Here is a 25965-nt window from a genome sequence, read left to right as displayed (position 1 = left end):
GAGAAGCTTCATGGCCACGACCCCGACGGCATCCAGGCCGTCAGTGCGTTCCACGGTGCACGGTTACCCGCGCATCGGCCCCGACCGCGAGCTCAAGCGCGCCAGCGAGTCCTACTGGAGGGGGGAGACCACCGCCCAGGAGCTCGACTCCGTCGCCTCCGGCCTCCGCAAGGGCGTCTACGCCCAGCTGCGCGAGGCGGGTGTGGACGACCTCCCGTCCAACACGTTCTCCTACTACGACCACGTGCTGGACACGGCGGTCCTGTTCGACCTCGTGCCCTCCCGATTCGCCTCTCCGGCCCAGGCCGAGGACCGCGACGAGCAGCTGCGCCGCTACTTCGCCCTCGCACGCGGTCTGCAGGGCGCCGCCCCGCTGGAGATGACCAAGTGGTTCGACACCAACTACCACTACCTCGTTCCGGAGCTCTCCCCGAGCACCCGCCCGCGCCTGGTCGGTGACAAGCCCGTCGCCGAGTTCCGCGAGGCCTCCGAGGCCGGCTTCCGGACACGGCCCGTCCTGGTCGGCCCGCTGACCTTCCTGCTGCTGGCCAAACCGGCCGACGACGCCCCGGAGGGCTGGGAGCCCATCGAGCTGCTCGAGCAGCTCCTGGACGCCTACGCCAAGCTCCTGGGGGAGCTCGGGGCCGCGGGCGCCACCGAGGTCCAGCTCGACGAGCCGATCCTGGCCACCGACGAGGGCCGCGCCGCCGTCGGCCGCCTGGAGCGCGTCTACCAGCGCCTGGGCTCCCTCACCGAGCGCCCCTCGCTCCTGGTCTCCACCTACTTCGGCTCCATCGGCGCCGCCGCCCTGCGCGTGCTCAAGGACTCCCCGGTGGAGGCGGTCGGCCTCGACCTGGTCACCGACGCCGAGGGCGTCCCGGACCTGGCCGCGGTCTCCGGGCTGGGCTCCACCCGCCTGGTCGCGGGGGTCGTGGACGGCCGCAACGTGTGGCGCACGGACCTGCCCGCGGCCGTGGCCGAGCTGGGCACCCTGCTCGCCTTCACCGACGAGCTCGCCGTGAGCACCTCCTGCTCGCTGCTGCACGTGCCCATCGACCTCGGCGCCGAGACCTCCCTGGCCCCCGAACTGCGCTCCGCTCTGGCCTTCGCCAGGCAGAAGGCCCAGGAGGTGGCCCTGCTCGGCCGTGTCCTCTCCGAGGGCGGGGACGCCGGTTTCGGCCCCGCCGGTGCCGGGAACCCGTCCTTCACCGACGCCCGCGTGCGCGCCCGCCTGGACGCCCTGGGCCCGGACGCCTACGAGCGCTCCGGGAAACGCGGCGCACCCACCGACACCACGCTCACCACGACCACCATCGGGTCCTTCCCGCAGACCCCCGAGCTGCGCCGCGCCCGCCTCGGAGTTCGTCGCGGTGAACTCTCCACCGAGGAGTACCACCGGACCCTGCGCGCGGAGATCGACCGCGTCGTCGCGCTCCAGGAGGAGATCGGCCTGGACGTCCTCGTCCACGGCGAGCCCGAGCGCAACGACATGGTCCAGTACTTCGCGGAGCAGCTGGAGGGCTACGCCGCCACCGAGAACGGGTGGGTGCAGTCCTACGGTTCGCGTTGCGTGCGTCCCCCCATCCTGTTCGGTGACGTGTCGCGTCCCGAGCCGATGACGGTCGAGTGGATCACCTACGCCCAGTCGCTCACCGACAAGCCGGTCAAGGGCATGCTGACCGGCCCGGTCACCATGCTGGCCTGGTCGTTCGTCCGTACCGACCAGCCGCTCGGCGAGACCGCCCGCCAGGTCGGTCTGGCGCTGCGCGACGAGGTCGCGGACCTGGAGAAGGCGGGCATCCGCCACATCCAGGTGGACGAGGCGGCCCTGCGTGAGCTGCTGCCCCTGCGCGAGGAGCGGCGCCAGGCGTACCTGGACTGGGCGGTGAGCTCGTTCCGCCTGGCCACCTCCGGGGTCGCGGCGACCACGACCGTCCACACGCACATGTGCTACTCGGAGTTCAACCAGATCGTCGACGGCATCGAGGCGCTGGACGCCGACGTCACCAGCGTCGAGGCGGCCCGGTCGCGCATGGAGCTCATGGAGGCCCTGGGCCGGCGCGGCTACGGACGGGGGATCGGCCCGGGCGTGTACGACATCCACTCGCCCCGGGTGCCCTCGGTCGAGGAGATCGAGTCCTCACTGCGGCTGGCGGCGTCGCACATCGACGCCGGGAACCTGTGGGTCAACCCGGACTGCGGTCTGAAGACCCGCGGTTACGCCGAGGCCGAGCAGGCCCTGCGCAACATGGTCGAGGCGGCCCGCCGGGTGCGCGCCGACCTCGGCTAGGTCCTGTTTTTTGGATCATTCCGTACACCAGGCATGAGAAAGGGGGCCGCGGCGGTGCCGCGGCCCCCTCCGGTGCCCTCGGGACTCGTCCCCCCGACCCTCAGCGGGGTCAGGCGGAAGCGGCGACTCCGAGAGCCGCGTTGACGGCGTTGACCATGATGTCCTCGACGTCCTCCGGGAGGGCGAGCTCGGCGTCCTCGTCACGGAAGTTGTTGAGGTCGTAGGTGACCTCGATGATGAGGTTGTCCTGGCGGATCACCAGAAGCGCCTCGGGGACCTTCATGTCGAGCGACTCGTACTTGGTGACGACGAAGTACGACTCGTCACCGAGGCCCTCGATCTCCTTGTCCACCTCGACGTCTTCGGCGTCGTACATCTCGCTCGTGGACTGGCCGCGAACGCGCTCCAGCGTGTACTCGATGTCGGTGGAGGCGGCCTCGGGGGAGTCGGTCGCACTCATGGGGACCTTGAAGGCCACGTCCAGGTAGCCGGTGGTCCCGTCGGGGTTGTCCGGGGCCTCGCCGGAGCTGGAGCAGCTGGCCCGGTTGTCGGAGACGTACTTGCTGCCGTCACCGCGCAGGCTGAAGTCCGCCTGGATCTCCTCGGTGAGGACGTCGCAGGGCTCGACGGGCAGCGCGTGCGGCGGTTCGCCGAGCTCTCCGCCGCCTGCGGGAGCCCCCTCGGGCTCCTCGGCCCCGCCTTCGGGCTCACCCTCGGGCTCGCCCTCCGTGACCTCGGTGGTCCCGTCGGGGTCGGTGGCGACCTCGTCGCCGCTGTTGCCGTTGGTGACCAGCATGATGACTACGGCGATCACCAGGACGACGATGACCACACCGCCGCCGATGACCACCCACAGGCCGGCCTTGCTGCCGCCGCCCCGGGGCGGCTGGGCGGGCGGGTACCCGCCGGGGCCTCCAGGGCCTCCGGGGCCGGGGCCGTAGGGCGGCTGGCCGCCCGCGTACATGCCCTGATCCTGGCCGGGGCCGCCGGGGCCGCCGGGGCCGCCGGGGCCGCCCGGATAGGGCGCCTGTCCGTAGCCGGGCTGTCCGCCGGTGCCGGGGTCGCCGTAGGGGCCTCCCTGCGGCGGACCGTAGGGCGGTTGTCCGCCGGTGCCGTCCCCGCCACCGTAAGGGTTCTGCGGTGGCTGGTTGTAAGGTCCGTTTTCGCTCATGGCTCCCCTCGCCCGGTGATGTGGTGACCGTGTTGTCTTAGGCGCACGTTCGCGCCCGTGGGTTCTCACGAGTTCCCGTGGTGGCCACCGGCGGATCGCCGGGTGGGTGACAGCACGGGGAACCGTGGGGGAGGTGGGCCCGCCACGGACGCCGTCGCCGCGGGCGAGGGCGGCTGGTGGCGTGGGCGGGAGTTCCCCGTGTCGTGAGAGAGGTCCCCGGTTCGTACGGGGCGCCGACCGCCGCGTGTGGAGCCAACGGGTCGGTTCCCCGCAGGCCAGGGGGTCGGGACGCCTTGCATCCTAGCCGTGACTGGTGTCCGCGGGGCAGGGTGGGCAGGGGGTAACAGGGTGAATCGTCACCGTTTCGTGCCTCGCGCGCCCGAGCTCACATTGTGCGTGACTCAATCGTGATGGCGAACTGTGGACAGCGCGATCAGGCGACAGGTAATGGAGCACGCCCTCATTAAGGCCTTTTGTCCCGTAAAGCGTGAAGGGAGGCTTTGCCTGTGAGGTGAGTTACTGCTGGGGGTGTCGGGCGGTGATCACAGAGTGAAAACCGTGACCGCTTGTGGCCACGGCAGTGCCGGGAGCGGGTGGTCTCGCGGGTCGGCGGCCCGTCGATCACCGCGCCGCCGCCCCGCGCTGCCCCGCGCCGCCCGCCGCGAACCGGCGCCTCCGGGTACGGCCTCCGTGCGCTCTTCCTGCAGGAAGCACCGACCGGTCAGAACATCGAGATGTGCACGTGGTCGAAGTGGTTCTCGGTGAGGTTGCCGCGGTCGGCCATCGCGCGCCAGTCGGTGTCACCGCGGCGCACGTCCCAGATCTGCTGCCGGTAGATGATGTACATGATCCCCAGGTCCTCGGCGTTCTCCATGGCCCACTCGGAGATCGCCCAGCCCCGGTCGATCTCGGCCTGCGTGGGCATGCCCCCGCTCGGGTGCAGCATGAAGTCGCAGGCCCGGCCCTTGGGGTGCTCGCCGACCACGAAGCCGCCCACGGCCCGGTAGCAGCCGTAACCGCCCACGTCCTCGCCCGGCCCGAACTCCTCGATGACCAGGTCGCGCATCAGCTCCGTGCGCGGGGTGATGTTGTTGTGCGGCTGCATGGGCTGGCTCGGGTGGTCGGCGATCAGCGCGTGCACCTCCGAGCGGCGCTCCTCCATGGCGTCCAGGTCCTCCTGGGCCTCCGCCAGCCGCTCATCGACGTTCTGCTGCGCCACCTCGTCGCGCGAGAGCGCCTGGTCGAGCTGGTCGACCTTCTCCTGGTTGGTGGTGGCGAGGTAGTCGATGACCACGGCGCGGTCGATGACCTCGTCCGGCTCGGCCTCCACGAACAGGGACATGGACGGGTCGATCCCGCTGTTGGTGTAGGTGGCCACGGCCAGTGAGACCACCTGGTCGCGGGCGTCCTCCACGTCCTCGCGGGTGGCGTCGGCGCGGTCCTGGGCCTGTTCGGCCTCCTTCAGCACGGCCTCCATGTCCCGCAGTTCGCCCTGGTACTCCTCGGTGAGGGTCGCGGCCCGGTCCTTGAGGTCACTCATGCTCTCCGGTTCCCGGGGCGGGAGACCGGGTGCCGGGGCGGCCGACGCGGTGAGCGGGAGCAGGGTCGTCGCGGCGGCCACGGAGAGGGAGACCACGGCCACCCTGGCCCGCCCCGGCCGTGCGAGGGCGGCCGTGCGCGCGAAGGAGGCCAGGGCCAGTACGCAGTCGGCGAAGGCCTCCGACCAGGTGCGGTCGGAGGGGTCGGGCGCCCAGAAGTCGGCGTGGTCGCCCATCACTCTGCTCAGACCACCGGACTGCGCTGTGCCTTCTGACTGCACGGTGTTTTCTGACTGCACGGTGTGGCTGCTCCTCGGGCTCACGCGCGTCCCCCTGCGGGCACGGGGCGCTGTGGGCGCTTCTTCTTGTCTTTCCCGGGTCTCCCGGGCGGGCGCGGCGGCCGTCGGGCTGCCAGCGGCCCTCACGACGCTCGCGCGTCGGAAAGAGTCACGGGACGGTAATGAGTGTAGGCACTCGTGTGGGTGTCCGGGAGAAAGAGGGTGATTCGTCCTCCTGGCAAAAGACGCAATGTGGCATAACTAACCACATTCAGGTCAAGCGTTTTGCTGAACCGACCCGCCCGTCCATGGTTGAGTTGGTGCCGTGAAGGCTCCTGAGCACGACAAAGCGACCCCCGCCACCAGGGCGGAGACCACCCGGCGGTGCGTTCCGCTGCCCGGCGGCCGCTGTCGAATGCCCCGCTAGTCATCTCTGACACCGAGCCGCTCCGGCGCCCCTGCGCCGGAGCCACCCCGGGGCCGTCCTCCACGGGCCCCGCGACCGCCGGACACCGGCGCGTCGCCACCGCCCGCCGACCGGGCGCTTCGTACGCTCGGGTGTGGGCGTCAAACCCACGCTGAGCCCGGAACCCTCCTCCATGCCCGCGAGCGGTCGCCGGGACACCACCGCCAGACGTCGATGGGAAAACCGTGATTGACGCAGTGGGTCTGCACAAGACCTACAGGTTGAAGAAACGCCAGGTGCACGCCCTGAACGGGGTGGACCTGCATGTCGAGTCCGGCGAGATCTTCGGGGTCGTGGGCCAGAGCGGTGCCGGAAAGAGCACCCTCCTGCGCTCGGTGAACCTCCTGGAGCGCCCGGACAGCGGCACCGTGCGGGTCGGTGACGAGGAACTCACCTCCCTGCGCGGAGCCCGTCTGCGCGCCGCGCGGAGGAGGATCGGCATGGTGCACCAGCACTTCGCCCTGCTCTCCTCGCGCACGGTGGCGGGCAACGTCGGCTTCCCCCTGGAGGTCGCCGGGGTCCCCCGCGCCAAGCGGGCCGCCCGGGTGGGTGAACTCCTCGAACTGGTGGGCCTGGGGGACAAGGCGCGCGCCTACCCCTCCCAGCTCTCCGGCGGACAGAAGCAGCGCGTGGGCATCGCCCGCGCACTGGCCTCCGACCCCCACGTGCTGCTGAGCGACGAGGCCACCTCGGCGCTGGACCCGGCCACCACCGACTCGATCCTGGCCCTGCTGCGCCGCCTGCGCGACGAACTGGGCCTGACCATCCTGCTGATCACCCACGAGATGGACGTGATCAAGCGGATCTGCGACTCCGCGGCGATCATGGAGAACGGGGTGTTCCTGGAGTCCGGCCGTGTGCTGGACCTCATCGGGACCCCGGGTTCCCTGCTGGCGCGCTCGCTCTTCCCCCTGCCGGACAACGGCGGCCCCGAGAGCGTGGTCATCACCTACCCGCGCTCCTTCGACGAGCCGTTCATGTCCGAACTCACCCGCCGCTTCGACGTGGACGTGAACATCCTCGGCGGCGGTGTGGAGCAGGTCGCGGGGCAGTCCGTGGGCCGGCTCAGCGTCGACATGCGCGGCGCCCGCCGCCGTGAGGCGCTCACCTACCTGTCCGAGCACGGCCTGCTGGTCGAGGAGGCCGGAAAGTGACCATCAACCCCGCCGACGTCCTCGTCCTCGCCCAGGACGGCGGAGCCGTCGCCGCCATCGGAGACTTCATCGCGGACTGGCCCGACATGTGGCCCAGCCTGTGGCTCGGCACCCAGGACACCATCTACATGGTGTGGTGGGCGACCGTCTTCAGCGTCCTGCTCGGCCTGCCCCTGGGCGTGCTGCTGGTCGCCACCGACAAGGGCGGACTCATCCCGTCCCCGGCCGTGCGCGCCGTCCTCAGCGCGATCGTCAACATCGGCCGTTCCCTGCCCTTCATCGTCCTGATGGTGGCGGTGCTGACGCTGACCCGCTTCCTGGTGGGCACGACCCTGGGCCCCACGGCCGCGATCGTGCCGCTGAGCATCGGGGCCATCCCGTTCTTCGCCCGCCTGGTGGAGACCTCCCTGCGCGAGGTCGACCGCGAGGTGGTCGAGGCCGCGCACGCCATGGGCACCCGCAAGTTCACGATCGTGGGCAAGGTGATGCTGCCCGAGGCCATGCCCGGCCTGGTCGCGGGCCTGGTGATGACCGTGGTCACCCTCATCTCGTACTCCGCGATGGCCGGTGCCATCGGCGGCGGCGGTCTGGGCGACCTCGCCATCCGCGAGGGCTACCAGCGCTTCAACGACCACTACCTGTGGGCCACCGTGATCCTGCTGATCGTCATCGTGCAGGTCGCGCAGAGCCTGGGCGACCTGATCGTGCGCAGGCTCTCCCGGCGCTGACCCCGGCACCGGGCCCTCCCGTGCCCGGTGCCGCCACCCCCTCGCCCCCCACCCCACCCCCTACGGAGTTGTCCGGTTCCAACGGCAAGGAGACAGCGATGACAGGGAGCGCGAACGTGCTGAGGGGGATCGCCGTGGCCGGCGCGGCGGCGGTCCTGCTCGCGGGTTGCGGAAGTCCCAGCGAGCGGGCCGCCGACAACGGCGACCCCGACGACGACGTGGTGACGCTGCGGGTCGGTGCCACCCCGCTGCCGCACGCGGAGGTCCTGGAGTTCGTCGACGACGAGCTGGCGGCCGAGGCCGGTCTGGCCATCGAGGTGGTCGAGTACACCGACTACAACCAGCCCAACGCGGCGCTGGCCGAGGGCGAACTGGACGCGAACTACTACCAGACGGTCCCGTTCCTGGAGGAGTACCTCGAGGGCAATCCCGGCGCGGACCTGGCCTACGTGGCCGACGTGCACCTGGAGGCCTTCGGCCTGTACTCCCAGGACGCCGAGGACCTGGACGGCCTGTCCGAGGGCGCGGAGATCGCGGTGCCCAACGACTCGTCGAACATGGACCGCGCTCTGCGCCTCCTGGAGGAGCAGGACCTGATCACCCTGGCCGACGGCACGGAGGGCCAGGCCTCGGAGTCCGACATCGAGGACAACCCGCTCGACGTCACGATCACCCCGGTGGAGGCGGCCCAGCTGCCGCGCTCCCTCCAGGACGTGGACGCGGCCGTGGTCAACGGCAACTACGCGCTGGAAGCCGACCTCCCCGAGACCGCCAACGCGCTGGCGTGGGAGGAGACGGAGGACAACCCGTACGCCAACGGCCTGGTGGTGCGTTCGGAGGACGTGGAGTCCGAGGACGTCCTCCGTTTCAACGAACTCCTGCACAGCCAGGAGGTGCGCGACTTCATGGAGGAGCGCTGGCAGGGCATCGTGATCCCGGTCGGCGGCACCGAGGAGTAGCCGACAGGCGGGCGGGCGACGGCCCGGAGGTCGTCGGCAACCGGTGTTCCGCACTGCGAGCGGCCCCGGCGGGATTCCCGCCGGGGCCGTTTCGGCCAGGTCCGAGCTCTTCGGGGGACGCGTCCGCTGCGGGAAAGCCCTGTAACGGTTGGGTTTCGGGGAGGCCCTGCTCTGTTGACTCGCGGGTAGGGGTCTGCTTCGGTAATGGGAGCGCTCCCATAGCGATGTCCACTCGTCACGGAAGGTGCGTACCGAAGCAGTGAACAACCCGAACGATTTCCCCGAGGGCTTCCTCTGGGGGGCGGCGACCGCCTCCTTCCAGATCGAGGGCGCCACCACCGCCGACGGTCGAGGTCGCAGTATCTGGGACACCTTCGCCGAGACCCCCGGCAAGGTTCTCAACGGGGACACCGGTGACCCCGCCGACGACCACTACCACCGCTACGCCGAGGACGTCGCCCTGATGCGGCGGCTCAACCTCGGCGCCTACCGCTTCTCGATCGCCTGGCCCCGCGTCGTCCCCGACGGAACCGGCCCGGTGAACCAGGCCGGGCTGGACTTCTACGACCGCCTGGTCGACAGCCTGCTGGAAGCGGGCATCCAACCCTGGGCGACCCTCTACCACTGGGACCTGCCCCAACCCCTGGAGGACGCCGGCGGCTGGCCCGCACGGGACACCGCGTACCGCTTCGCCGACTACTCCAAGGTCGTCGCCGAGGCCCTCGGTGACCGGGTCAAGCACTGGATGACCATCAACGAACCCTGGTGCGCGGCCTTCCTCGGCTACGAGAACGGACACCACGCACCCGGCCGCAGGGACGCCGCCGCGGCCCTGGCGGCCACCCACCACCTGCTGCTCGGCCACGGGCTGGCCACCGAGGCGATCCGTTCCACCGGCCACCCCGCCGTCGTCGGGCTGGCCCACAACCAGGCGGTCATCCGGCCCCACGGCGCCAACGCCGCCGACGCCCGCGCGGCCCGCCGCGCGGACGGGGTGCGCAACCGCATCTTCACCGACCCCCTGCTCAAGGGCTCCTACCCCGCTGACGTCCTGGAGGACCTCGCCGACATCAGCGACTTCTCCTTCGTCCAGGAGGGGGACCTGGAGACGATCTCCGCCCCGCTCGACTTCCTGGGCATCAACTACTACTCACCCGAGTTCGTCGCGGGTTCGGCCAAGGGCATCGACCCCGCCCTGGTCAGCGGCGACGGCGACGCCTGGCTGGGTGCGGGCCCCGACGAGGTGCACGTCTCCCAGGGGCTGCCCGTCACGCACATGGGCTGGGAGATCGACCCCACCGGCCTCTTCGACGTCCTCCAGCGCCTGGCGGGGGAGAGCGGCGGCATCGACCTGTACGTGACCGAGAACGGATGCGCGTTCGAGGACACCGTCAGCGAGGACGGAGCCGTCCACGACCCCGACCGGACCGCCTACTACGAGGGCCACCTGAGGGCGGCCAAGGAGGCCATCCTCGCCGGGGTCCCCCTGCGCGGATACTTCGCGTGGTCGCTTCTGGATAACTTCGAGTGGGCGTGGGGATACTCCCGCCGGTTCGGGATCGTGCACGTGGACTACGAGACGCAGGAGCGTGTCGTCAAGGACACTGGTCACTGGTACGCGGAACTGGCGAGGACCAGCCGCTTCCCCGAGCTGTAGACCACGAGCGTTCGTGGGGCGTCCTTTCGGGGGCGCCCCACAGGCGTTCACGGTGGGACCCGCGTCCACCCACACACAACCGCCGTCCGGCCCGTCCGGCGGCATGACGTCCAAGGAGCCTCCTAGTGGCCAAGAGCGGCGGTCGGCAGCGACCGACCCTGGAGATGGTGGCGGAGCGGGCCGGGGTCGGCCGCGGCACCGTCTCCCGGGTGATCAACGGATCGTCCCAGGTCAGTCCACGGACCCGAGAGGCCGTGCACGCGGCCATCGCCGAGCTGGGGTACAGCCCCAACCAGGCGGCGCGGACCCTGGTCACACGGCGGACCGACACGATCGCGCTGGTGGTCTCCGAGTCGCGGGACCGCCTGTTCGCGGACCCCTTCTTCGCCGACATCATCCGCGGCGTGAGCTCGGTCCTGCACGAACGGGACCTCCAGCTCATGCTGACCACCGCCCGCGGCGAGGCGGAGCACAAGCGCGTGGGCGAGTACCTCAGCGGGTCGCACGTCGACGGCGCCCTGCTGGTCTCCCTGCACCGGGACGACCCCCTGACCTCGCGACTGGCCGATTCCGGCGTGCCCGTGGTGCACGGCGGCCGCCCCTACTCCGAGGCCCAGCCCGCGCCCTTCTGCGTGGACATGGACAACGTCAAGGGCGGTCGCCTGGCCACCCAGCACCTGCTGGACTCCGGGCGCCGCCGCGTCGCCACCATCACCGGCCCCCAGGACATGAACGCCGGCGTGGAGCGCTTCCGCGGTTACCGCGAGAGCGTGGCGGCCGCCGGGCAGGAGGTCGACGAGCGCCTCGTCGTCCAGGGCGACTTCAGCGTCGACGGTGGCTCCGAGGCCATGGCCCGCCTGCTGGACCAGGGCGGCGACCCGGACGCGGTGTTCGTCGCCTCCGACATGATGGCCGTCGGCGCCATCCGCACCCTGCGCGAACGCGGCCTGCGCGTCCCCGAGGACGTCGCCCTGGTCGGCTTCGACGACACCCTCATGGCCCAGCACAGCGACCCGGCGCTGACCACCGTCCACCAGCCCACGGTCAAGATGGGCCAGGAGATGGCGCGGCTGCTCGTGGACGTGGCGATTCCCCGCACGGCCGAGTCCGAGATGGTCCTCCTCGACGCCCGTCTGGTGGTGCGCGACTCCGCCTGAGACCGGTACCGGGTACCGGTCATGCCCGCTGACCCGGACATTCGTCCCACCGTCCCCGCTGGACTCCTGTGTGTCGCCTGTGCAAGGCTGGTCGCGATTTCGCGGAGTTCGCGGGAGACGGTGGGAGCGCATGGAGCCGACGCGGCAACCGACACACACCAGGTGCGCGATCTCCGCGTGCGGATGGTGCGACCGGGACGGTGTCGACTGCCGGTTCTGCTCCGGAACGGGGTGGTGGCGGCCCGAGCGGCCGCACCGGGACGGCAACGGGATGGTGCTCTGGCACAGGGTCGACGAACCCTGCCGCGGGTGCGCCGGAACCGGCAAGGAACACAGCCCGGTCGTGGTGTCCTAGAACAGACCTGGTCACACACTCCGTGACCGATCGCCGATGAGTGCGCCCCCAGAGACCGCCTCGGCGCCGGTGCCGCCTCCGGTGGCGAGGTCACGGCCAGATGGAAGAAGGAATATTGCGCTGGGTCACCTATCTGTCGCCGAGCGGCGGAGGTCAACGCGTCGGTGCGCTGGACGACGGTGACGTCATGGGCAGCCCCGGACCGGAAGGCCTCGGGGAGCTGCTGGACGGCGGGCACGAGGCCATGGAAGCCGCGTACGCGCGGGCCGTCGACGGCGCGATCGAGATCATCGTCGAACCCGAGGCGCGCATGTGCGCCCCGGTCACGCCCACGGCGCTGGTGCCGGTACGGGCGGGGGACCGCGAGTTCGAGATCCACCCGGAGCTGGTGCGGGGGGTCGACGACGCGGTGCTGCCCGAGGCCAGGACGGCCTGTGTGGGGGTGGCGGCGCTGGCCGGCGGGGACGGGCCCGCGAGCGCCTACACGCCCGCCTGCCTGTGGCTGGACGCGGCGGGCCACGCCGTCCAGCTGAGTCTGGGACCCGTGCTGACCACCGCCGACGAGGTGGCGGGACGGACGGTGGAGCTGAGTACCTCGGTGGACGACCTGGAGAACGGGCGCGGCCTGATCGCTCCCGGACACGGATGGCTGACCTCGGGCCCGGGCCGGGTCCGCGCGCTGCTGCCGGTCACCACCCCCGCCCTGGAGGAGAACGACGAACTCTTCGTCGACGCCGGGGACCTGGGCACCTTCGAGGTCAGGGTCGGTTCCCAGGTCTGATCAGGGGGCCGGGGCTGCCGGCCTCGGGGCCCCGGTTCACGGAGCGAACTCCCAGTGCCAGGGCTCGAAGCCGCCCCGTGCCCAGTCCGGGTTGTCCCAGCCGTGGTCCGGCCCGTTGTCGAGCATCCACCGGTGCTCCGCGGTGCCGAGTTCGTTCACGCCGCCGCACAGGTCCACGGCGATCCCGAGTCCGTGCGCGCTGGTGCCCGGCCGGGCCGCCATACCGGGCAGCATCTCCTGGAAGAGCCGGACCTGCTCGTGGTAGGGCCTGTAGGAATCGGCCACGCACATCGGGCGGTTGAACTCGGACCGAAACGCCCCGTCGAGTTCGATGAAGGCCGCCGCGGCGTCGGCGCGCAGCTGCTCGCCCGGCTGGGGGAGGGGGCACAGCACCGTGTCCGGGATCCGCCCGTTCTCGAACCCGCCGGTGCCGGAGTCCGTGCAGCCGCTCTCCGTGTCCGCGTCGGGCTCCCCGTCCGCCGCCTCCCCGCCCGACAGCGTCACCTCGGCGGCCGGGACGGCGCCGGCCTGGGCGGTCCCGGCCTGCTGGGTGACGGCCGCGCGCGCGTCGACCAGGGTCTCCTCACGGCGTTCCTCCTCGCGTTCCGGGTCCCGGGACTCGGCCAGGGCCTCCTCCAGCAGGGTCTGCCGCCCCAGGAGCTCCTCGGCCCGTTCCTCCTGTACGGCGATGGCCTCCAGCGCCGCCTCGCGGGCGGTGTCAGCGGCCTCGGCCGCCTCGGCCTGCTCCTGCTCCGCGCTCTCGGCCGCCTCGGCCAGGGCGTCCGTGGCGACCTGCGAGGCCTTGGCTCGGGCCAGGTCGGCGGAGCGGTGCTCGCCGAACAGGGTGAGGTAGGCCCCGCGCTCCAGGGCCCCTGCGGGCCCCTCGGGGCCGACCCAGGCCTGCATCAGACTCAGGTCGCCGCCCTTGTAGGCGTTCGCGGCCTGTCGGGCGGCACCCAGCCGGCTCTCCTCGTGGCGTCGGCCCGCGGCCTCGGCCCGGGAGTCGGCGGCCTCGCGCTCTCCGGTGAGCTCCTCCAACCGGGCGCTCTCCTCCTCGTAGTCCCGGATCCTCTCCGCGGCGTCCTCCCGGAGAGCGGACACCTCCGCGCGTGCCGCCGCCAGCTCCACGCGAAGCACGTCCAGGTCGCCCTGTTCCGGTGCCTCGGACACCTCCTGGGGCGTGACGACGGCGGTCCCGGGGGCGGCGCAGGTGAGTGCGAACAGCAGCGCGGTGCTCAACGGGAGCAGCGTGTTGACCGAAATACGGTGTGCTGCGCCGAACCGGCGTGAACTGCAAGGAGAGCTTTCGGCGACGTGGTCATCGCTCTGGGTAGTCAAAATTGGGCGCGACGAGGTGCGCATTTCCGCTTCCCCCTCAGGACCTGCGTATACGTCGTTCCACGATGTCACGGAGAGGAAGCGTTGGTGGTGAAGTTGGGGGTGTGTCCAAATAGTTACCTCAATGTCCGGCCGGTTTTCGGTCTGCCTGTCTGACCTGGGGGATTGGTCATAATGCGGACAGGCGGGGCATTATGGTCATGGTCGGCCGAAGATGATCTTGCTAGTTCGGCACCAAACGTCCGAAGCAAGCCCTTCTCGCCCATTGGTACGCTATGGACCGCACGCGCACCACGACAGTGTCGGTGCGCGGCGCCTCTCCTCCCAGGCGAGTCCGGCGGACAGTCTTCACATCTCCCCACATTCCCACCGCTTCCTGCTTCTGGTGGACCACTGTGGTCTATACCGATTTTTCCGGTCTGGAGCGGTCCGATCCCTGGGTTCAACAGCCGTTCGAGGCGGTGACACGAAAGGTTGCGAGGGTCCGTGTCGACACGAGCGACGAAAAACGGGGCCAGCGCGCAGAGCGAGGCAGCGCAGGCCGATAACGCCGATGCCACGCCCCGGCGCAGAGCCAACTGGTGGCGGCCACGTAACTGGCGGGTGCGCTCCCGACTGGTGGCCCTCATCGTCATCCCCACCGCCGTAGCGCTAGCGCTCGGCGGACTGCGGGTCTACGAGGCTTCGGTCTCCACGGTCACCCACGCCCACATCGAGGACAGAGCCCAGGTGGGCGTCCTCATCGTGGACCTGGCCAACCAGCTCGGCCGTGAGCGCACGGCCAGCGCCGTCTACATCTCCGACAACGCGGACCCGAGCCGACGCTCGGACGACCTCCGCCAGGAGATGGAGACCCAGCGGGACGCCTCGCGGGATCTCCAGAGCACACTGACCGCCCGTCTCGACGACATGGGCGAGATGGACGGCGACCTGGCGCAGACCCGTCTGTCCGCCATGCGCAGTCAGCTCTCCACGCTGGAGTCCCTGCGCACCGAGGTCGACGAGACCCGGATCACGGTCCTCCCCGTCGTCACCAAGTACCGGACGATCGCCCGATCGCTCTCCGACTTCAACCAGACGATCGCGGACGAGACCAGCGACACCGAACTGCGGGAGAGCGTCCGCGCCCTCACCGCCCTGTCGAACGCTCGCGACCAGCTCTCCTACGAGACCGCGCTGATGGGCCACTCCCTGGCCCGCAACACGATGACCGGCGGTATCTCCGAGGCCATCGACTCCAGCCGGGCCCGCTACGAGAACGAGATCTCGAACTTCGTCCAGGCGGCCTCCCCGGAGCAGCGGGCGGTCTTCGACGAGAACTTCACCGGTCTCGAGGTCAGCCAGGTCTCCACCATGCGCATGCGCGTCATGTACCGCGCGGACCGCACCGACCCCCTCACCGGCGTCACCCCCAACGACGGCCCCGAGGACTACGCGCTCATCGCCGACACCGCGCTGGACCGCCTCCAGACGGTCGAGTCGACCCTGGCCGAGGGCATCGCCGACGACGCCAACGACCTGCGCGACCAGTCCCTGATGCGCACCGTGATCGACCTCATCATCGTCGCGGGCGTGCTCCTGGCCGTCTTCATCCTGACCTCCCTCGTGGTCCGCTCCCTGGTGCGCCCGCTGCGCACCCTGGAGGACGGCGCGCGCCGGGTCGCCGAACGCGACCTGCCCGAGTCGATCAACCGGATGCAGGAGGCCGGAGCGGTCCCCGAGACCGTCCGGGTCACGCCCATCGAGGTGGACACCCAGGACGAGATCGGCGAGGTCGCCCGCGCCTTCGACGACGTCCACCGGGTCGCCCTGACCCTGGCGTCCGACGAGGCCGCGCTGCGCAGCAACGTCAACGCGATGTTCGTCAACCTCTCCCGCCGAAGCCAGACCCTGGTGGAACGGCAGCTGCGTCTGATCGACGGTCTGGAGCAGTCCGAGCAGGACGCCGACCGCCTCTCCGACCTCTTCCAGCTGGACCACCTCGCCACGCGTATGCGTCGCAACAACGAGAACCTGCTGGTTCTGTCCGGTCAGGACAACACCCGCAAGTGGGCTCAGCCCGTCCCGCTGGTCGACGTCCTCCGCGGCGCGGTCTCCGAGGTCGAGCAGTACGAGCGCGTCAACGTGCGCGCCCCCTCCCACATCTCGGTGCTGGGACGCCCGGTCAACGACGTCATCCACCTCGTCGCCGAGCTGGTGGAGAACGCCACGTCGTTCTCCCCGCACGACACCGAGGTGCAGGTCGGCGCCAAGATCCTGGACAGCGGCGCCGTGCAGGTCGACGTGACCGACAGCGGTATCGGCATGGCCCCGGAGGACCTGGCGGCGGTCAACGCCCGTCTGGCCGCCCCGCCGGTCATCGACGTCGCGGTCTCGCGCCGCATGGGTCTGTTCGTGGTCTCGCGCCTGGCGCACCGCCACGGCATCCGCATGAGCCTCAAGGAAGCGCACGGCGGCGGTACCACCGCCAGCGTCGTCTTCCCGCCCGACCTGCTCATCACCCCGGTCGAGGGCCAGCACTCCCTGGGCGGGGCCGAGAGCCGGCCCGAGCTCTCCGCGGGGGCTCCCGACACCTTCGCCGACGCCGAGGCGGCCTTCGCCGCCAGCCCGGCGGCCGACGAGCCGAACGACCCCTGGCAGACCCAGGAGTCCGGCGCCGTCGCGAGCGACCTGGGCGGCCTGCCCAAGCGCAAGCCCGGTGGCGGACGCTCGGACGAGCACCCGCCCAGCGGCCAGGACCTGTGGAACACCACCAGCACGGGCTCGGTCTGGGAGGCTCCCGACCGCACCGCGGGACTCTCGCCCAACAACGGCGTGCCCGACAACTCCGGTTCGGTCGTGGACCCCTACGACGTGCCGGAGGAGGACGCGCCGCAGCCGGAGGAGACCACCGGTCGCAGCCTGTTCGACCCGGCGCCCCGGAACAGCACCGACACGGGTTCGTTCAACACCCCGGACACCGGCTCGTTCCGCCGTACCTCCGACACGGGGGCCTTCAGCCGCCCCACGACGGACACGGGGGCCTTCAGGCGACCCACCGAGGCCGAGCGCCAGGGTTCGGACGCCTACGACGCCTTCAGTACCGGTACACACCGGAGCAGCGCCTTCGACCCGGCTCCCCGCAACACCGGTTCCCACAACACGGGCGCCTCCGACACCGGGACCTTCGACACCGGCAAGTACGAGGCCCCGTCGGCCCCGGTCCGGGGTGAGGACAGCACCGAGACGTTCCCGGCGGTCTCCGCCTGGGACACCGGAACCCGCCAGGCGCCGCAGGCACCGCAGGCACCGCAGCAGCCCCAGCAGGCTCAGCCGCCCCAGCAGCCCGAACCCAACGACACCGGGAACTGGCGTACCGGTGGCGGCGACTCCCGAGAGGGCTACGGCTCCACGGCCTACCTCTCGCGCCGCTACGGTGGTGCCCAGGGACCGAACAACACCGTCGTCCCGCCGACCCCGGCGGGCGAGGACGCCGATTCGCTGCCGATCTTCGACGCGATCGAGTCCAACTGGTTCAAGCGCCGTTCCGGGGGTCCCACCGTGGACACCACCGAGACCGGCCCGATCCAGCAGGTGCCGCAGCCGCCCCAGGAGGCCCAGCGCCCCCGCAAGGAGGCAGCCCAGCAGCCCGACCCCAACCCCCGTTCCGAGCAGGAGTGGAACTCCGCGGCGGACCGCGGCTGGAAGGCCGCACGTACCGCGGCCGAGCCGCTCGCCGGTGGTCTCACCACCTCGGGCTTGCCAAAACGAGTTCCCAAGGCAAACCTTGTCCCTGGGACCGCACCCAAGCCGGAGAACTTCAAGCAGATGCCCGCCCGAAGCGCGGACCGGGTCCGCAACCGCTTCTCGGGTTTCCAGAAGGGTGTCCGCGACGGTCGGAACCGGCTCGGCGACAGTTCGACGGAGGAGTGACCCAAGTGGCCAGTGGTGGGACGGGGTCCCCCTTATTCCCGGAAGCCGGATGCAATAGCATCTACCGAGCTTCTCGGACGCACCACACCCATCGCTTGACGAGAGCGGAACACCAGACTCCCGGTCACCCCCGCGGGAGGGGCCGGGCAGTTCGCAGAGGCAGTGCTGTCACATGCCGTGCCGGCGGTAGCAGTGCCAAAAGATCGACCGGCGAACTTGGACAGGAGATCAGATGAGTCGACAGGTGAATGAACTCAACTGGTTGATCACTGACTTTGCCGACCGGGTACCCGATGTGGCCCACGCGATCGTCGTCTCCTCTGACGGCCTTCCGTTGGCTTCGTCCGCGGGATTCCCGGCAGACCGGGCCGACCAGCTGGCGGCAATCGCCTCTGGTCTGTCCAGCCTGACGCAGGGCGCTGCCCGGGTGTTCGAGGGTGGAGCGGTCGCCCAGACCGTCGTGGAGATGGAGCGGGGGCTGATGCTCATCATGGCCATCAGCGACGGCTCCTGCCTCGCGGTCCTCGCGGCGGCCGAGAGCGACCTGGGTCTGGTCGCGTACGAGATGACCCTGCTCGTCGAGCGGGCGGGGCGGGCGCTGACACCAACGGCGCGCACCTCGGGAATCCACTGATCCACCACCGACAGGAGGAAGTGGTGGCACCTCACAGTAGAGATGCCGGGAGCGCCTCGTGGTTCGGACAACAGCCGGGCCATCCCCCCACAGGAGGGATGCCGGCCGTGCCGGGCGGCGGAGATGTTCCTCGACCAATCCAACAACCGTATGACCAACGACCCGCGCCGGGCAGCGCACCCAGTTCGCTGGTGCGTCCGTACGCGGTCACCAAGGGCCGTACGAAGCCGAAGTCTCAGCTTCCACTCGAAGCGCTGATCTCGGCCACCGCGGCGGCCCGGAACGAGTCAGGGACTCTGACGCCTGAATGGCAGGCGATCAGTGACCTGTGCCGGGAATGGCGATCCGTGGCGGAGATCTCCGCGCTGTTGCGGATGCCTCTCGGTGTGGCGCGGGTGCTTGTGGCGGACATGTCCGAGCAGGGACTGGTCCAGATCAGGTCTTCGCTCAACAACGACGCTCGCCCCAACACCAACCTGCTTGAAAGGGTGCTCAGTGGACTTCGCAAGCTCTAGCCCAGCCGAGGAAGGCGGTGCTGGGGGGAACGCGATGACGTCGGTCAAGATCGTCGTCGCCGGGGGCTTCGGTGTCGGGAAGACGACATTCGTTGGCTCTGTCTCCGAGATCGTGCCGCTGACGACCGAGGCGGTCATGACCAGCGCCAGCGTCGGGGTGGACGACCTCGCCAAGACGCCGGACAAGCAGACCACGACCGTCGCCATGGACTTCGGCCGCGTCTCCCTCGACTCCGACCTGATCCTGTACCTGTTCGGCACGCCCGGACAGCACCGGTTCTGGTTCATGTGGGACGACCTGGTCAAGGGCGCCATCGGCGCCGTCGTCCTGGTGGACACCCGTCGTCTGGCCGACTGCTTCCCCGCGATCGACTACTTCGAAGAGGCGCGTCTGCCCTTCATCGTGGGCATCAACGGGTTCGACGGCTACTACCCCCACGCCGCTGACGAGGTCCGGGACGCGCTCACGCTCAGCCCGGAGATCCCCATCGTCCAGGTGGACGCCCGTGACAAGGCCTCCACCAAGTCGACGCTCATCACCCTCGTCGAGCACGCCATCACGGTGGGGGACCCCGAGGGCGTGGCCGGGCAGCAGCCCACCTCCACCGGGGGCCAGAACACCTGGCGCTGACCAGGATCTGTCCCGGGCCGGGGTCCCGCACAGAGCACGGCCCGGTTCCCGCACGGCGGGAACCGGGCGTTCGTGCTGTCCGCACGACCGAGAAGCGGCCCCGGGCTGGCATCATGGCGGGATGAGCTCTTCCTCCCAGCCGGACGCGGCCGAGATGACCCGACGGTTCCGAGACGTGGCCGAGCGGGTGCTCGACGCGCTCCTCGCAGACGCCCCGGAGTGGGCGCTGGACCTGGGAGACACCCGGGGAGCCGGCCGGCTGACCGACCACTCGGTGGAGGCCGACTCCCGCAGGGTCGCCGTCCTCACCGACGCCCTCGGCTCGCTGGACGAGATCGACGCCGACCTCATCCCCGCGGACGACCGGGTCGACCTGGAGATGCTCCGGACCAGGGTCAGCGCGGACCTGTGGCACACCGCGGAACTGCGCCCGCACACCTGGGACCCGCTGATCCACTCACCGGGCGAGGCCGTCCACGCGCTCCTGGAGCGCGACACCCTCCCGCTCCCCGAACGCCTGGAGGCACTGGCCGCGCGCTGCGCCGCCCTGCCCGCCTACCTGGACACCGCGCGCACCCGCCTGTCCGAGGGCCCGGGCATGCCCCGCGTGCACGTGGAGACCGCGCTGGGCCGGCTCGAGGGCGCCCGCACGATGCTCGCCGAGGCCGTGCCCGCCCTGGCCGCCGAACACCCCGAACTCGGTTCGAGGGTGGAGCCCGCCCGCGAGGCCGCCCTGGCGGCACTCGAGGAGTACACCTCCTGGCTGCGCACCGAACTCGAGTTCGCCACCGCGGATCCGCGCCTGGGCGCCCGCCAGTTCGCCGCTCAGCTCTGGTACACCCTGGACTCCGAACTCTCCCCGGACGCGCTGCTGGTGCGCGCCGAGAGCGACCTCCTGGCGACGGAGGAGGCGATCGCGGAGGCCGCCGCCGAGTACGCGGGCGAGCCCCGCCGCGCCGGCCAGGTCGCCGAGGTGCTGTCCGCCCTGGCCGACGAGTTCGAGACCGGGTCCGAAGGAGTCGTCCCCGCCTGCACCGACGCTCTGGAGCACCTCTACTCCCGGGTCCGGGAACTGGACCTGGCCACCGTGTACGACGACCCGGTCAGCGTCGTCCCGATGCCGGTCTCCCGCCGGGGCGTGGCTGTGGCCTACTGCGACCCGCCCGGCCCGCTCGACCCGAACTCCCCCTCCGCTGTCCCGCCACCGCCCTCGGACGAACGCCTTCGGCGTCAGCCCACGCCCACCCGTCTCCCGCCACCGCCCTCAAACGAACGCCTTCGGCGTCAGCCCACCTTCATCGCCGTGGCCCCGCCGCCCGAGGACTGGCCGGCCGAACGCCGGACGTCCTTCCTGCGCGAGTACAACGCGGGCATGCTGCGCAACCTGATGGTGCACGAGGCCGTGCCCGGGCACGCGCTCCAGCTCGCCCACGCCGCCCGGCGCCGGGGCCACACCCGGGTGCGGTCGGTGCTCGGCAGCGGCACGTTCATCGAGGGGTGGGCGGTCCACTCCGAGGAGGTCCTGGCCGACCACGGCTGGTCCGCCGGGACCGACCCCGCCACCCGCCGCACCAACCTGGCGCTGCGCCTGGTCCAGCTGAAGATGCGGCTGCGGGCCATCCTCAACGCCATCCTGGACGTGCGCGTGCACGCCGGGGACCTCACCGAGGCCGAGGCGATCACCCTGCTCACCGAGCGCGGCCACCAGGAGGAGGGCGAGGCGGTCGGCAAGTGGCGGCGCGCCCTGCTCACCAGCGCCCAACTGTCCTCCTACTACGTCGGCTACGCCGAGGTCTCCGACATCGCCCGCGACCTGGCCCGGGAGCGCCCCGGCGAACCGGTGGGCCGGATCCACGACGCCATGCTTGCCCACGGCAGCCCGTCCCCGCGGCACCTGCGCACCCTGCTGGGGCTCGAAGGGCCGGAGCTCTAGGGCGGGGAAGGGGCGGCCGTACCCGGCTGCCGACATCCCGGTCCCCGCGTCTTCCGGGCCGCTTCTCCCACCGGGCGCTCCTATGCTGGGACGCGCAGTACGAAACGGTCATGCGAGGGGAACGGACGAGCCATGCACGGCGCCGACAACGAGACCGAGAGCGGGACCAGCGACCTCCCCGGAACGGGGACCGGAACCCCCGACGGGTACGAGCGGCTCTGGACTCCGCACCGCATGGCCTACATCAAGGGGGAGGGCAAACCCACCGGCCCCGGGGCCGACGACGGCTGCCCCTTCTGCCGCGCACCCGGCCTGACCGATGAGGAGGGGCTCGTGGTGGCCCGCGGCAAGTCCGCCTACGTGGTCCTCAACCTCTACCCCTACAACAGCGGCCACCTGCTGGTCTGCCCCTACCGGCACGTCTCGGACTACACCTCGCTGGACGAGGACGAGACCGCCGAGGTCGCCGCGCTCACCCAGGCGGGTATCCGGGCGCTGACCGAGGCCTACCGCCCGCAGGGCTTCAACGTCGGCATGAACCTGGGTACCGTGGCCGGTGCCGGAATCGCCGCGCACCTCCACCAGCACATCGTGCCCCGGTGGGGCGGCGACAGCAATTTCATGTCGGTCATCGGCCAGACCAAGATCCTGCCCGAGATGTTGGAGCAGACCCGGTCCCGACTGGCCGAACTCTGGCCGAGGGACTGATCCCCGGGCCACCCGAACCACCGGGCCGGCCCCGACCCCGGACCCGTTCCGGCCGACACCCCGAGCCGACGCCACCCCCACCGGGTGCGGCTCCCACCCCGACGCCCGTTCTCGCCCTACGATCACAAGAAGACATGCTGAGAATCCTTCGCCCCATGATCTCCCGGGTCACCGCTCCGCTCGGCCGGAGCCTGGCCCGCATCGGCCTGACGCCGAACATCGTCACCGTCATCGGTGCCGCCGGTGTCGTCGTCAGCGCCCTCTACTTCTATCCCCGAGGCCAGCTCTACGCGGGCTCGGTGGTCATCACCGTCTTCGCCCTCTTCGACATGCTCGACGGCGCGGTGGCCCGGGCCAAGGACAGCGCCAGTGCCTTCGGCGCCTTCCTCGACTCCAGCCTCGACCGGGTCGCGGACGCCGCGATCCTCGCCGGACTCATGTGGTGGTTCGTGGGCGAGGGCGACGACCCGATGCTGGCCGGGCTCACCCTGTTCTGCCTCATCAGCGGCTTCATGGTCTCCTACATCAAGGCGCGCGCGGAGGGCCTGGGCGTCAACTGCGACGTCGGCGTGGCCGAACGCACCGAACGCCTGGTGATCATCCTGGTGGCCGTCGGCCTGAGCGAGCTCGGCGTCCCGTACATCCTGGCGGGCGGCCTCTGGCTGCTGGCCGCGATGAGCCTGCTCACCGTCCTCCAGCGCCTCGTGGAGACCCGGGCCCGCCTCAACGACCCCGGCTTCGCCGAGGGGGAGGACAAGAAGACGAGCAACGGCGCCTGACCGTACAGCCGGAGGGACCGCAGGACACGAGGACGAGGGAAACGACGTGGACGAACGCATGGCCGACCTGGCCTACTCGGCAGGGTGGACGATGGTCCGCCGCGCACCCGAGGGGGCCGGACGGGCGGTGTTCCGACGGCTGGCCGACCGGGCCTGGCGCACCCGCAACGACGGCACCCGCGGCCTGGAGCGCAACCTGCGCAGGCTGATCGGCCCGCACGCCACGGACGCCCAGCTCAGGGCTCTGTCCAAGGCCGGGATGCGCTCCTACATGCGCTACTACTACGAGATGTTCCGCCTGCCCGCCATGGGCCGGGAGCACATCCTCGCCAACACCCGGCAGAGCGGTATCGAGGTGCTGGAGGAGCACGTCAGGTCCGGGCGCGGGGTCGTGGCGGCCCTGCCGCACATGGGCAACTGGGACCACGCCGGGGCGTGGATCGCCGCCCGAGGCACCCCGCTGACCACCGTCGCCCAGCGGTTGAGCCCCGAGAGCCTCTTCCAGCGGTTCACCTCCTACCGGGAGTCCCTGGGGATGGAGGTGCTGCCGCTGACCGGCGGGGCCGCCAACACCGTCGGGACCCTCGCCCGCCGCCTGCGCGAGGGCGGGCTGGTCTGCCTGCTCGCCGACCGCGACATCAACGGCACCGGCCTGGAGGTGGACTTCTTCGGGGAGAAGGCCCGGATGCCCTCCGGACCCGCCGCCCTCGCACTGAACACCGGGGCCGCCCTGATGCCGGTCTCCCTCTGGTACGACGGCCCCCACTGGAACATCCGCGTCCACGACGAGATCCCCGTCGCCGCGGGTGCCCGCCGCACCGAGCGCATCCAGGACACCACCCAGGAGCTCGCCCGGGTCTTCGAAGCCGCGATCGCCGAACACCCCGAGGACTGGCACATGCTCCAGGCCGTCTTCAGCGCCGACCACGACGCCGACCTGGCCCGCCGCCGCGAGGCCGAGGCGGCTCCGTACGACGACCGGGAACAGCGGCAGTGATCCGAGCTCGGACAGGCACGAGGAGACCGGAGCAGGCGCCGGCCCGGACCGGTCTGCGGGTCGGGATCGTCTGCCCCTACGCCTGGGACGTCCCCGGCGGGGTCCAGCAGCACGTGGGCGACCTGGCCGAGGCGCTCGGAGCGATGGGCCACGAGGTCTCGGTGCTGGCCCCGCTCGGCGACGCCTCCTACGACCCGCCGCCCTACCTGGTCCCGGCCGGACGCCCGGTTCCGGTGCCCTACAACGGCTCGGTGGCCCGGCTCAGCTTCGGTCCGCGCGCGGCGGCCCGGGTCCGCAGGTGGATCACCGAGGGCGAATTCGACGTGCTCCACATCCACGAACCCGCCGCGCCCAGCGTCTCCCTGCTGGCCTGCTGGGCGGCGGACGGTCCCGTCGTCGCCACCTTCCACACCTCGAACCCGCGCTCACGGGCCATGTCCGCCACCTCCACCGCGCTGCGCTCCGCCCTGGAGAAGATCAACGCTCGCGTGGCGGTCTCCGAGGCCGCTCGGCGCACCCTGGTCGAACACCTGGGCGGCGACGCCGTGCTCATCCCCAACGGGGTGTCGGTCCGCCGCTTCGCACGTGCCGAACCGCTGCCCGGGTGGCCGGGCGAGGGCGGTTCGATCGGTTTCCTGGGCCGCCTGGACGAACCCCGCAAGGGCCTGTCCACCCTGCTGGAGGCCTTCACCCGAATGGCGCCGCACCGGCCCGGTCTGCGTCTGCTCGTGGCCGGACCGGGCCGGGCCGACCTGTCCGGGGTCCCGGACGACCTGCGCGAACGCGTGGTCGTCCTCGGGCGGCTCGACGCCGCCGACAAGGTCCGCGCCTACCACTCCGCGGACGTCTTCTGCGCGCCCAACCTGGGCGGGGAGAGCTTCGGCATCGTCCTGACCGAGGCGATGGCCGCGGGGGCCGCCGTCGTCGCCAGCGACATCCCCGCCTTCTCCGCCGTCCTGGACGGCGGCGGGGCCGGGGACCTCTTCCGGGTCGGCGACCCCGACCACCTGGCCGAACGCGCCGGGGCACTGCTCGACTCACCCGAGCTGCGCGCCCACCTGTCGGTGGCCGCCCGCAAGGCGGTGCGCGCCTACGACTGGGCCACCGTCGCCGCCGACATCGCCCACGTGTACGAGACCGTCCTGATGGGGGACGGCCGACAGGACCGCGTCGTCGGAGTACGGCCGGACGCCGGACGCCGCTCCGCGACCCGGTCGCGCCGGGGTGAGCGGCCCTGATCGAGGACGTCCGCTTCGTCACCCTGGTCGCCGCGATCCTGCTCGTGCTGGTCCTGCTGGGCTTCTACCTGTCCTGGCGGGCCACCAGGCTGGACCGGCTCCACCACCGGGTGGAGACCGCGCGCGCCGCCCTGGACGCCGCCCTGCTGCGGCGGGCCGCCGCCGTCCTGGACCTGGCAGCGGACCCCGGACTCGACCCCGGAACGGCACGGAACCTGGCGGAGGCCGCCAACGGCGCGCGCCGCGCCGGGGAGGGGGAACGCGAACTCGCGGAGAGCGAACTCTCCCGCATTCTGCGCGCCTCCCTGGACCCTTCGGAGGCCGGCCCCTCCGGGGACCGCCTGGACGAGGTGGCGGTCGCCGCGCGCGGCGTGCACCTGGCCCGGGTCTTCCACAACGACGCCGTCTCCGACACCCGCCGGGCCCGGCGCTCCCGCGTGGTCCGCCTCCTGGGACTGGCCGGCACCGCCGCGCTGCCCGAGTACTTCGAGATGGACGACCGGCCGCCGGCCCGCTGACCCCGGCCGGGCGCCGTACCTCGCAGGACCCCGCGTCCGGCAGCGCCCCCGAACACGGCAGAACCCCGGAACGGACAGGGTGGCGCACGTGACCCCGGCCGATACTCCAGCCTGGCCAAAGGTCCCAAAGTGGATGGAACTAGGATGGGAGGCTGGTCGACCCAGGGTGCGCCGCGCCGACGGTGTCCGCGTATCCACGTGACGCCGCCGAGCCCGCTGCCCCGAGTA

The 25965-nt window shown here is 71.3% G+C and carries 21 protein-coding genes; 18 read left to right on the top strand and 3 right to left on the bottom strand.

What is annotated here, in order from left to right:
- The first annotated feature begins 10 nt into the window (after positions 1-10).
- Positions 11-2290, top strand: coding sequence for a 5-methyltetrahydropteroyltriglutamate--homocysteine S-methyltransferase (gene metE, locus D458_RS0114055; RefSeq protein ID WP_026119292.1), 2280 nt, complete (start codon positions 11-13; stop codon positions 2288-2290).
- A gap of 109 nt (positions 2291-2399) precedes the next feature.
- On the opposite strand, the gene D458_RS0114050 is transcribed toward metE, so the two are convergent.
- On the bottom strand, positions 2400-3461 hold the full coding sequence (locus tag D458_RS0114050) for a hypothetical protein (protein WP_026119291.1): 1062 nt from the start codon (positions 3459-3461) through the stop codon (positions 2400-2402).
- Positions 3462-4182: 721 nt separating this feature from the next.
- The gene (locus D458_RS0114045) at positions 4183-5235 is read right to left on the bottom strand and encodes a coiled-coil domain-containing protein (RefSeq protein ID WP_017587391.1); all 1053 of its coding nucleotides are present in this window, start codon (positions 5233-5235) and stop codon (positions 4183-4185) included.
- A 705-nt stretch (positions 5236-5940) separates the two neighbouring features.
- Here D458_RS0114045 and D458_RS0114040 point away from each other — a divergent pair.
- The 7 genes from D458_RS0114040 (at position 5941) to D458_RS0114010 (ending at position 12534) form a co-directional block, all read left to right on the top strand.
- Positions 5941-6897 (top strand): methionine ABC transporter ATP-binding protein, encoded by a 957-nt coding sequence (locus tag D458_RS0114040; protein WP_017587390.1) that lies wholly within the window; start codon positions 5941-5943, stop codon positions 6895-6897.
- The gene (locus D458_RS0114035) at positions 6894-7625 is read left to right on the top strand and encodes a methionine ABC transporter permease (protein ID WP_017587389.1); all 732 of its coding nucleotides are present in this window, start codon (positions 6894-6896) and stop codon (positions 7623-7625) included. Before D458_RS0114040 ends, D458_RS0114035 begins: the two co-directional genes overlap by 4 nt.
- Before the next feature lie 98 nt (positions 7626-7723).
- Positions 7724-8584: a MetQ/NlpA family ABC transporter substrate-binding protein gene (locus D458_RS0114030; protein ID WP_017587388.1), complete on the top strand. Its 861-nt coding sequence runs from the start codon at positions 7724-7726 to the stop codon at positions 8582-8584.
- Positions 8585-8843: 259 nt separating this feature from the next.
- A complete protein-coding gene (locus D458_RS0114025) occupies positions 8844-10241 on the top strand; it encodes a GH1 family beta-glucosidase (RefSeq protein WP_017587387.1) in 1398 nt (465 codons plus the stop codon).
- Positions 10242-10366: 125 nt separating this feature from the next.
- Complete coding sequence (locus D458_RS0114020; RefSeq protein WP_017587386.1) at positions 10367-11398, top strand: LacI family DNA-binding transcriptional regulator; 1032 nt, start codon at positions 10367-10369, stop codon at positions 11396-11398.
- A gap of 130 nt (positions 11399-11528) precedes the next feature.
- The gene (locus tag D458_RS37575; RefSeq protein WP_017587385.1) at positions 11529-11753 is read left to right on the top strand and encodes a hypothetical protein; all 225 of its coding nucleotides are present in this window, start codon (positions 11529-11531) and stop codon (positions 11751-11753) included.
- A gap of 115 nt (positions 11754-11868) precedes the next feature.
- On the top strand, positions 11869-12534 hold the full coding sequence (locus D458_RS0114010) for a hypothetical protein (RefSeq protein ID WP_017587384.1): 666 nt from the start codon (positions 11869-11871) through the stop codon (positions 12532-12534).
- Positions 12535-12570: 36 nt separating this feature from the next.
- On the opposite strand, the gene D458_RS0114005 is transcribed toward D458_RS0114010, so the two are convergent.
- Complete coding sequence (locus D458_RS0114005) at positions 12571-13773, bottom strand: M15 family metallopeptidase (RefSeq protein WP_017587383.1); 1203 nt, start codon at positions 13771-13773, stop codon at positions 12571-12573.
- 702 nt (positions 13774-14475) lie between these two features.
- Between D458_RS0114005 and D458_RS0114000 the strand changes: the two genes are divergently transcribed.
- The 10 genes from D458_RS0114000 to D458_RS0113955 all read left to right on the top strand — a co-directional run bounded on the left by D458_RS0114000 (position 14476) and on the right by D458_RS0113955 (position 25737).
- A complete protein-coding gene (locus tag D458_RS0114000) occupies positions 14476-17784 on the top strand; it encodes a sensor histidine kinase (protein ID WP_017587382.1) in 3309 nt (1102 codons plus the stop codon).
- A gap of 232 nt (positions 17785-18016) precedes the next feature.
- A complete protein-coding gene (locus D458_RS0113995; protein ID WP_014909276.1) occupies positions 18017-18418 on the top strand; it encodes a roadblock/LC7 domain-containing protein in 402 nt (133 codons plus the stop codon).
- Positions 18419-18516: 98 nt separating this feature from the next.
- Positions 18517-18933, top strand: coding sequence for a DUF742 domain-containing protein (locus D458_RS0113990; RefSeq protein WP_225942487.1), 417 nt, complete (start codon positions 18517-18519; stop codon positions 18931-18933).
- Between the two features lie 34 nt (positions 18934-18967).
- Positions 18968-19564, top strand: a complete 597-nt coding sequence (locus D458_RS0113985; protein ID WP_017587380.1) for a GTP-binding protein — start codon at positions 18968-18970, stop codon at positions 19562-19564.
- Between the two features lie 121 nt (positions 19565-19685).
- Entirely contained in the window at positions 19686-21497 is a 1812-nt protein-coding gene (locus tag D458_RS0113980; RefSeq protein ID WP_017587379.1) for a DUF885 domain-containing protein, read from the top strand.
- Positions 21498-21629: 132 nt separating this feature from the next.
- Positions 21630-22205: an HIT family protein gene (locus tag D458_RS0113975; protein WP_017587378.1), complete on the top strand. Its 576-nt coding sequence runs from the start codon at positions 21630-21632 to the stop codon at positions 22203-22205.
- Between the two features lie 155 nt (positions 22206-22360).
- Positions 22361-22984, top strand: a complete 624-nt coding sequence (gene pgsA / locus D458_RS0113970; RefSeq protein ID WP_017587377.1) for a phosphatidylinositol phosphate synthase — start codon at positions 22361-22363, stop codon at positions 22982-22984.
- 46 nt (positions 22985-23030) lie between these two features.
- Entirely contained in the window at positions 23031-23981 is a 951-nt protein-coding gene (locus tag D458_RS0113965; RefSeq protein WP_017587376.1) for a phosphatidylinositol mannoside acyltransferase, read from the top strand.
- Positions 23978-25219 (top strand): glycosyltransferase family 4 protein, encoded by a 1242-nt coding sequence (locus tag D458_RS0113960; protein ID WP_017587375.1) that lies wholly within the window; start codon positions 23978-23980, stop codon positions 25217-25219. The genes D458_RS0113965 and D458_RS0113960 overlap by 4 nt, the downstream gene beginning before the upstream one ends.
- 44 nt (positions 25220-25263) lie before the next feature.
- Positions 25264-25737 carry a hypothetical protein gene (locus D458_RS0113955; protein ID WP_017587374.1) on the top strand — a complete coding sequence of 158 codons (474 nt, stop codon included), beginning with the start codon at positions 25264-25266 and terminating at the stop codon, positions 25735-25737.
- Positions 25738-25965: the final 228 nt, after the last annotated feature.

It is taken from the genome of Nocardiopsis ganjiahuensis DSM 45031 (assembly GCF_000341085.1).
GTDB lineage: Bacteria > Actinomycetota > Actinomycetes > Streptosporangiales > Streptosporangiaceae > Nocardiopsis > Nocardiopsis ganjiahuensis.
The sequence above is the reverse complement of the archived record's forward strand: the minus strand, read 5'-3'. Positions and strand labels throughout refer to the sequence as shown.

Excerpts from the sequence above, each read along its gene's own strand:
- D458_RS37575 (WP_017587385.1), top strand. The coding sequence starts at position 11,529 with ATGGAGCCGACGCGGCAACCGACACACACCAGGTGCGCGATCTCCGCG.
- D458_RS0113985 (WP_017587380.1), top strand. The coding sequence starts at position 18,968 with ATGACGTCGGTCAAGATCGTCGTCGCCGGGGGCTTCGGTGTCGGGAAG.
- D458_RS0113980 (WP_017587379.1), top strand. The coding sequence starts at position 19,686 with ATGAGCTCTTCCTCCCAGCCGGACGCGGCCGAGATGACCCGACGGTTC.
- D458_RS0114050 (WP_026119291.1), bottom strand. The coding sequence starts at position 3,461 with ATGAGCGAAAACGGACCTTACAACCAGCCACCGCAGAACCCTTACGGT.
- D458_RS0113975 (WP_017587378.1), top strand. The coding sequence starts at position 21,630 with ATGCACGGCGCCGACAACGAGACCGAGAGCGGGACCAGCGACCTCCCC.
- D458_RS0114030 (WP_017587388.1), top strand. The coding sequence starts at position 7,724 with ATGACAGGGAGCGCGAACGTGCTGAGGGGGATCGCCGTGGCCGGCGCG.
- D458_RS0113990 (WP_225942487.1), top strand. The coding sequence starts at position 18,517 with ATGCCGGCCGTGCCGGGCGGCGGAGATGTTCCTCGACCAATCCAACAA.
- D458_RS0114045 (WP_017587391.1), bottom strand. The coding sequence starts at position 5,235 with ATGGGCGACCACGCCGACTTCTGGGCGCCCGACCCCTCCGACCGCACC.
- metE (WP_026119292.1), top strand. The coding sequence starts at position 11 with ATGGCCACGACCCCGACGGCATCCAGGCCGTCAGTGCGTTCCACGGTG.
- D458_RS0113995 (WP_014909276.1), top strand. The coding sequence starts at position 18,017 with ATGAGTCGACAGGTGAATGAACTCAACTGGTTGATCACTGACTTTGCC.
- pgsA (WP_017587377.1), top strand. The coding sequence starts at position 22,361 with ATGATCTCCCGGGTCACCGCTCCGCTCGGCCGGAGCCTGGCCCGCATC.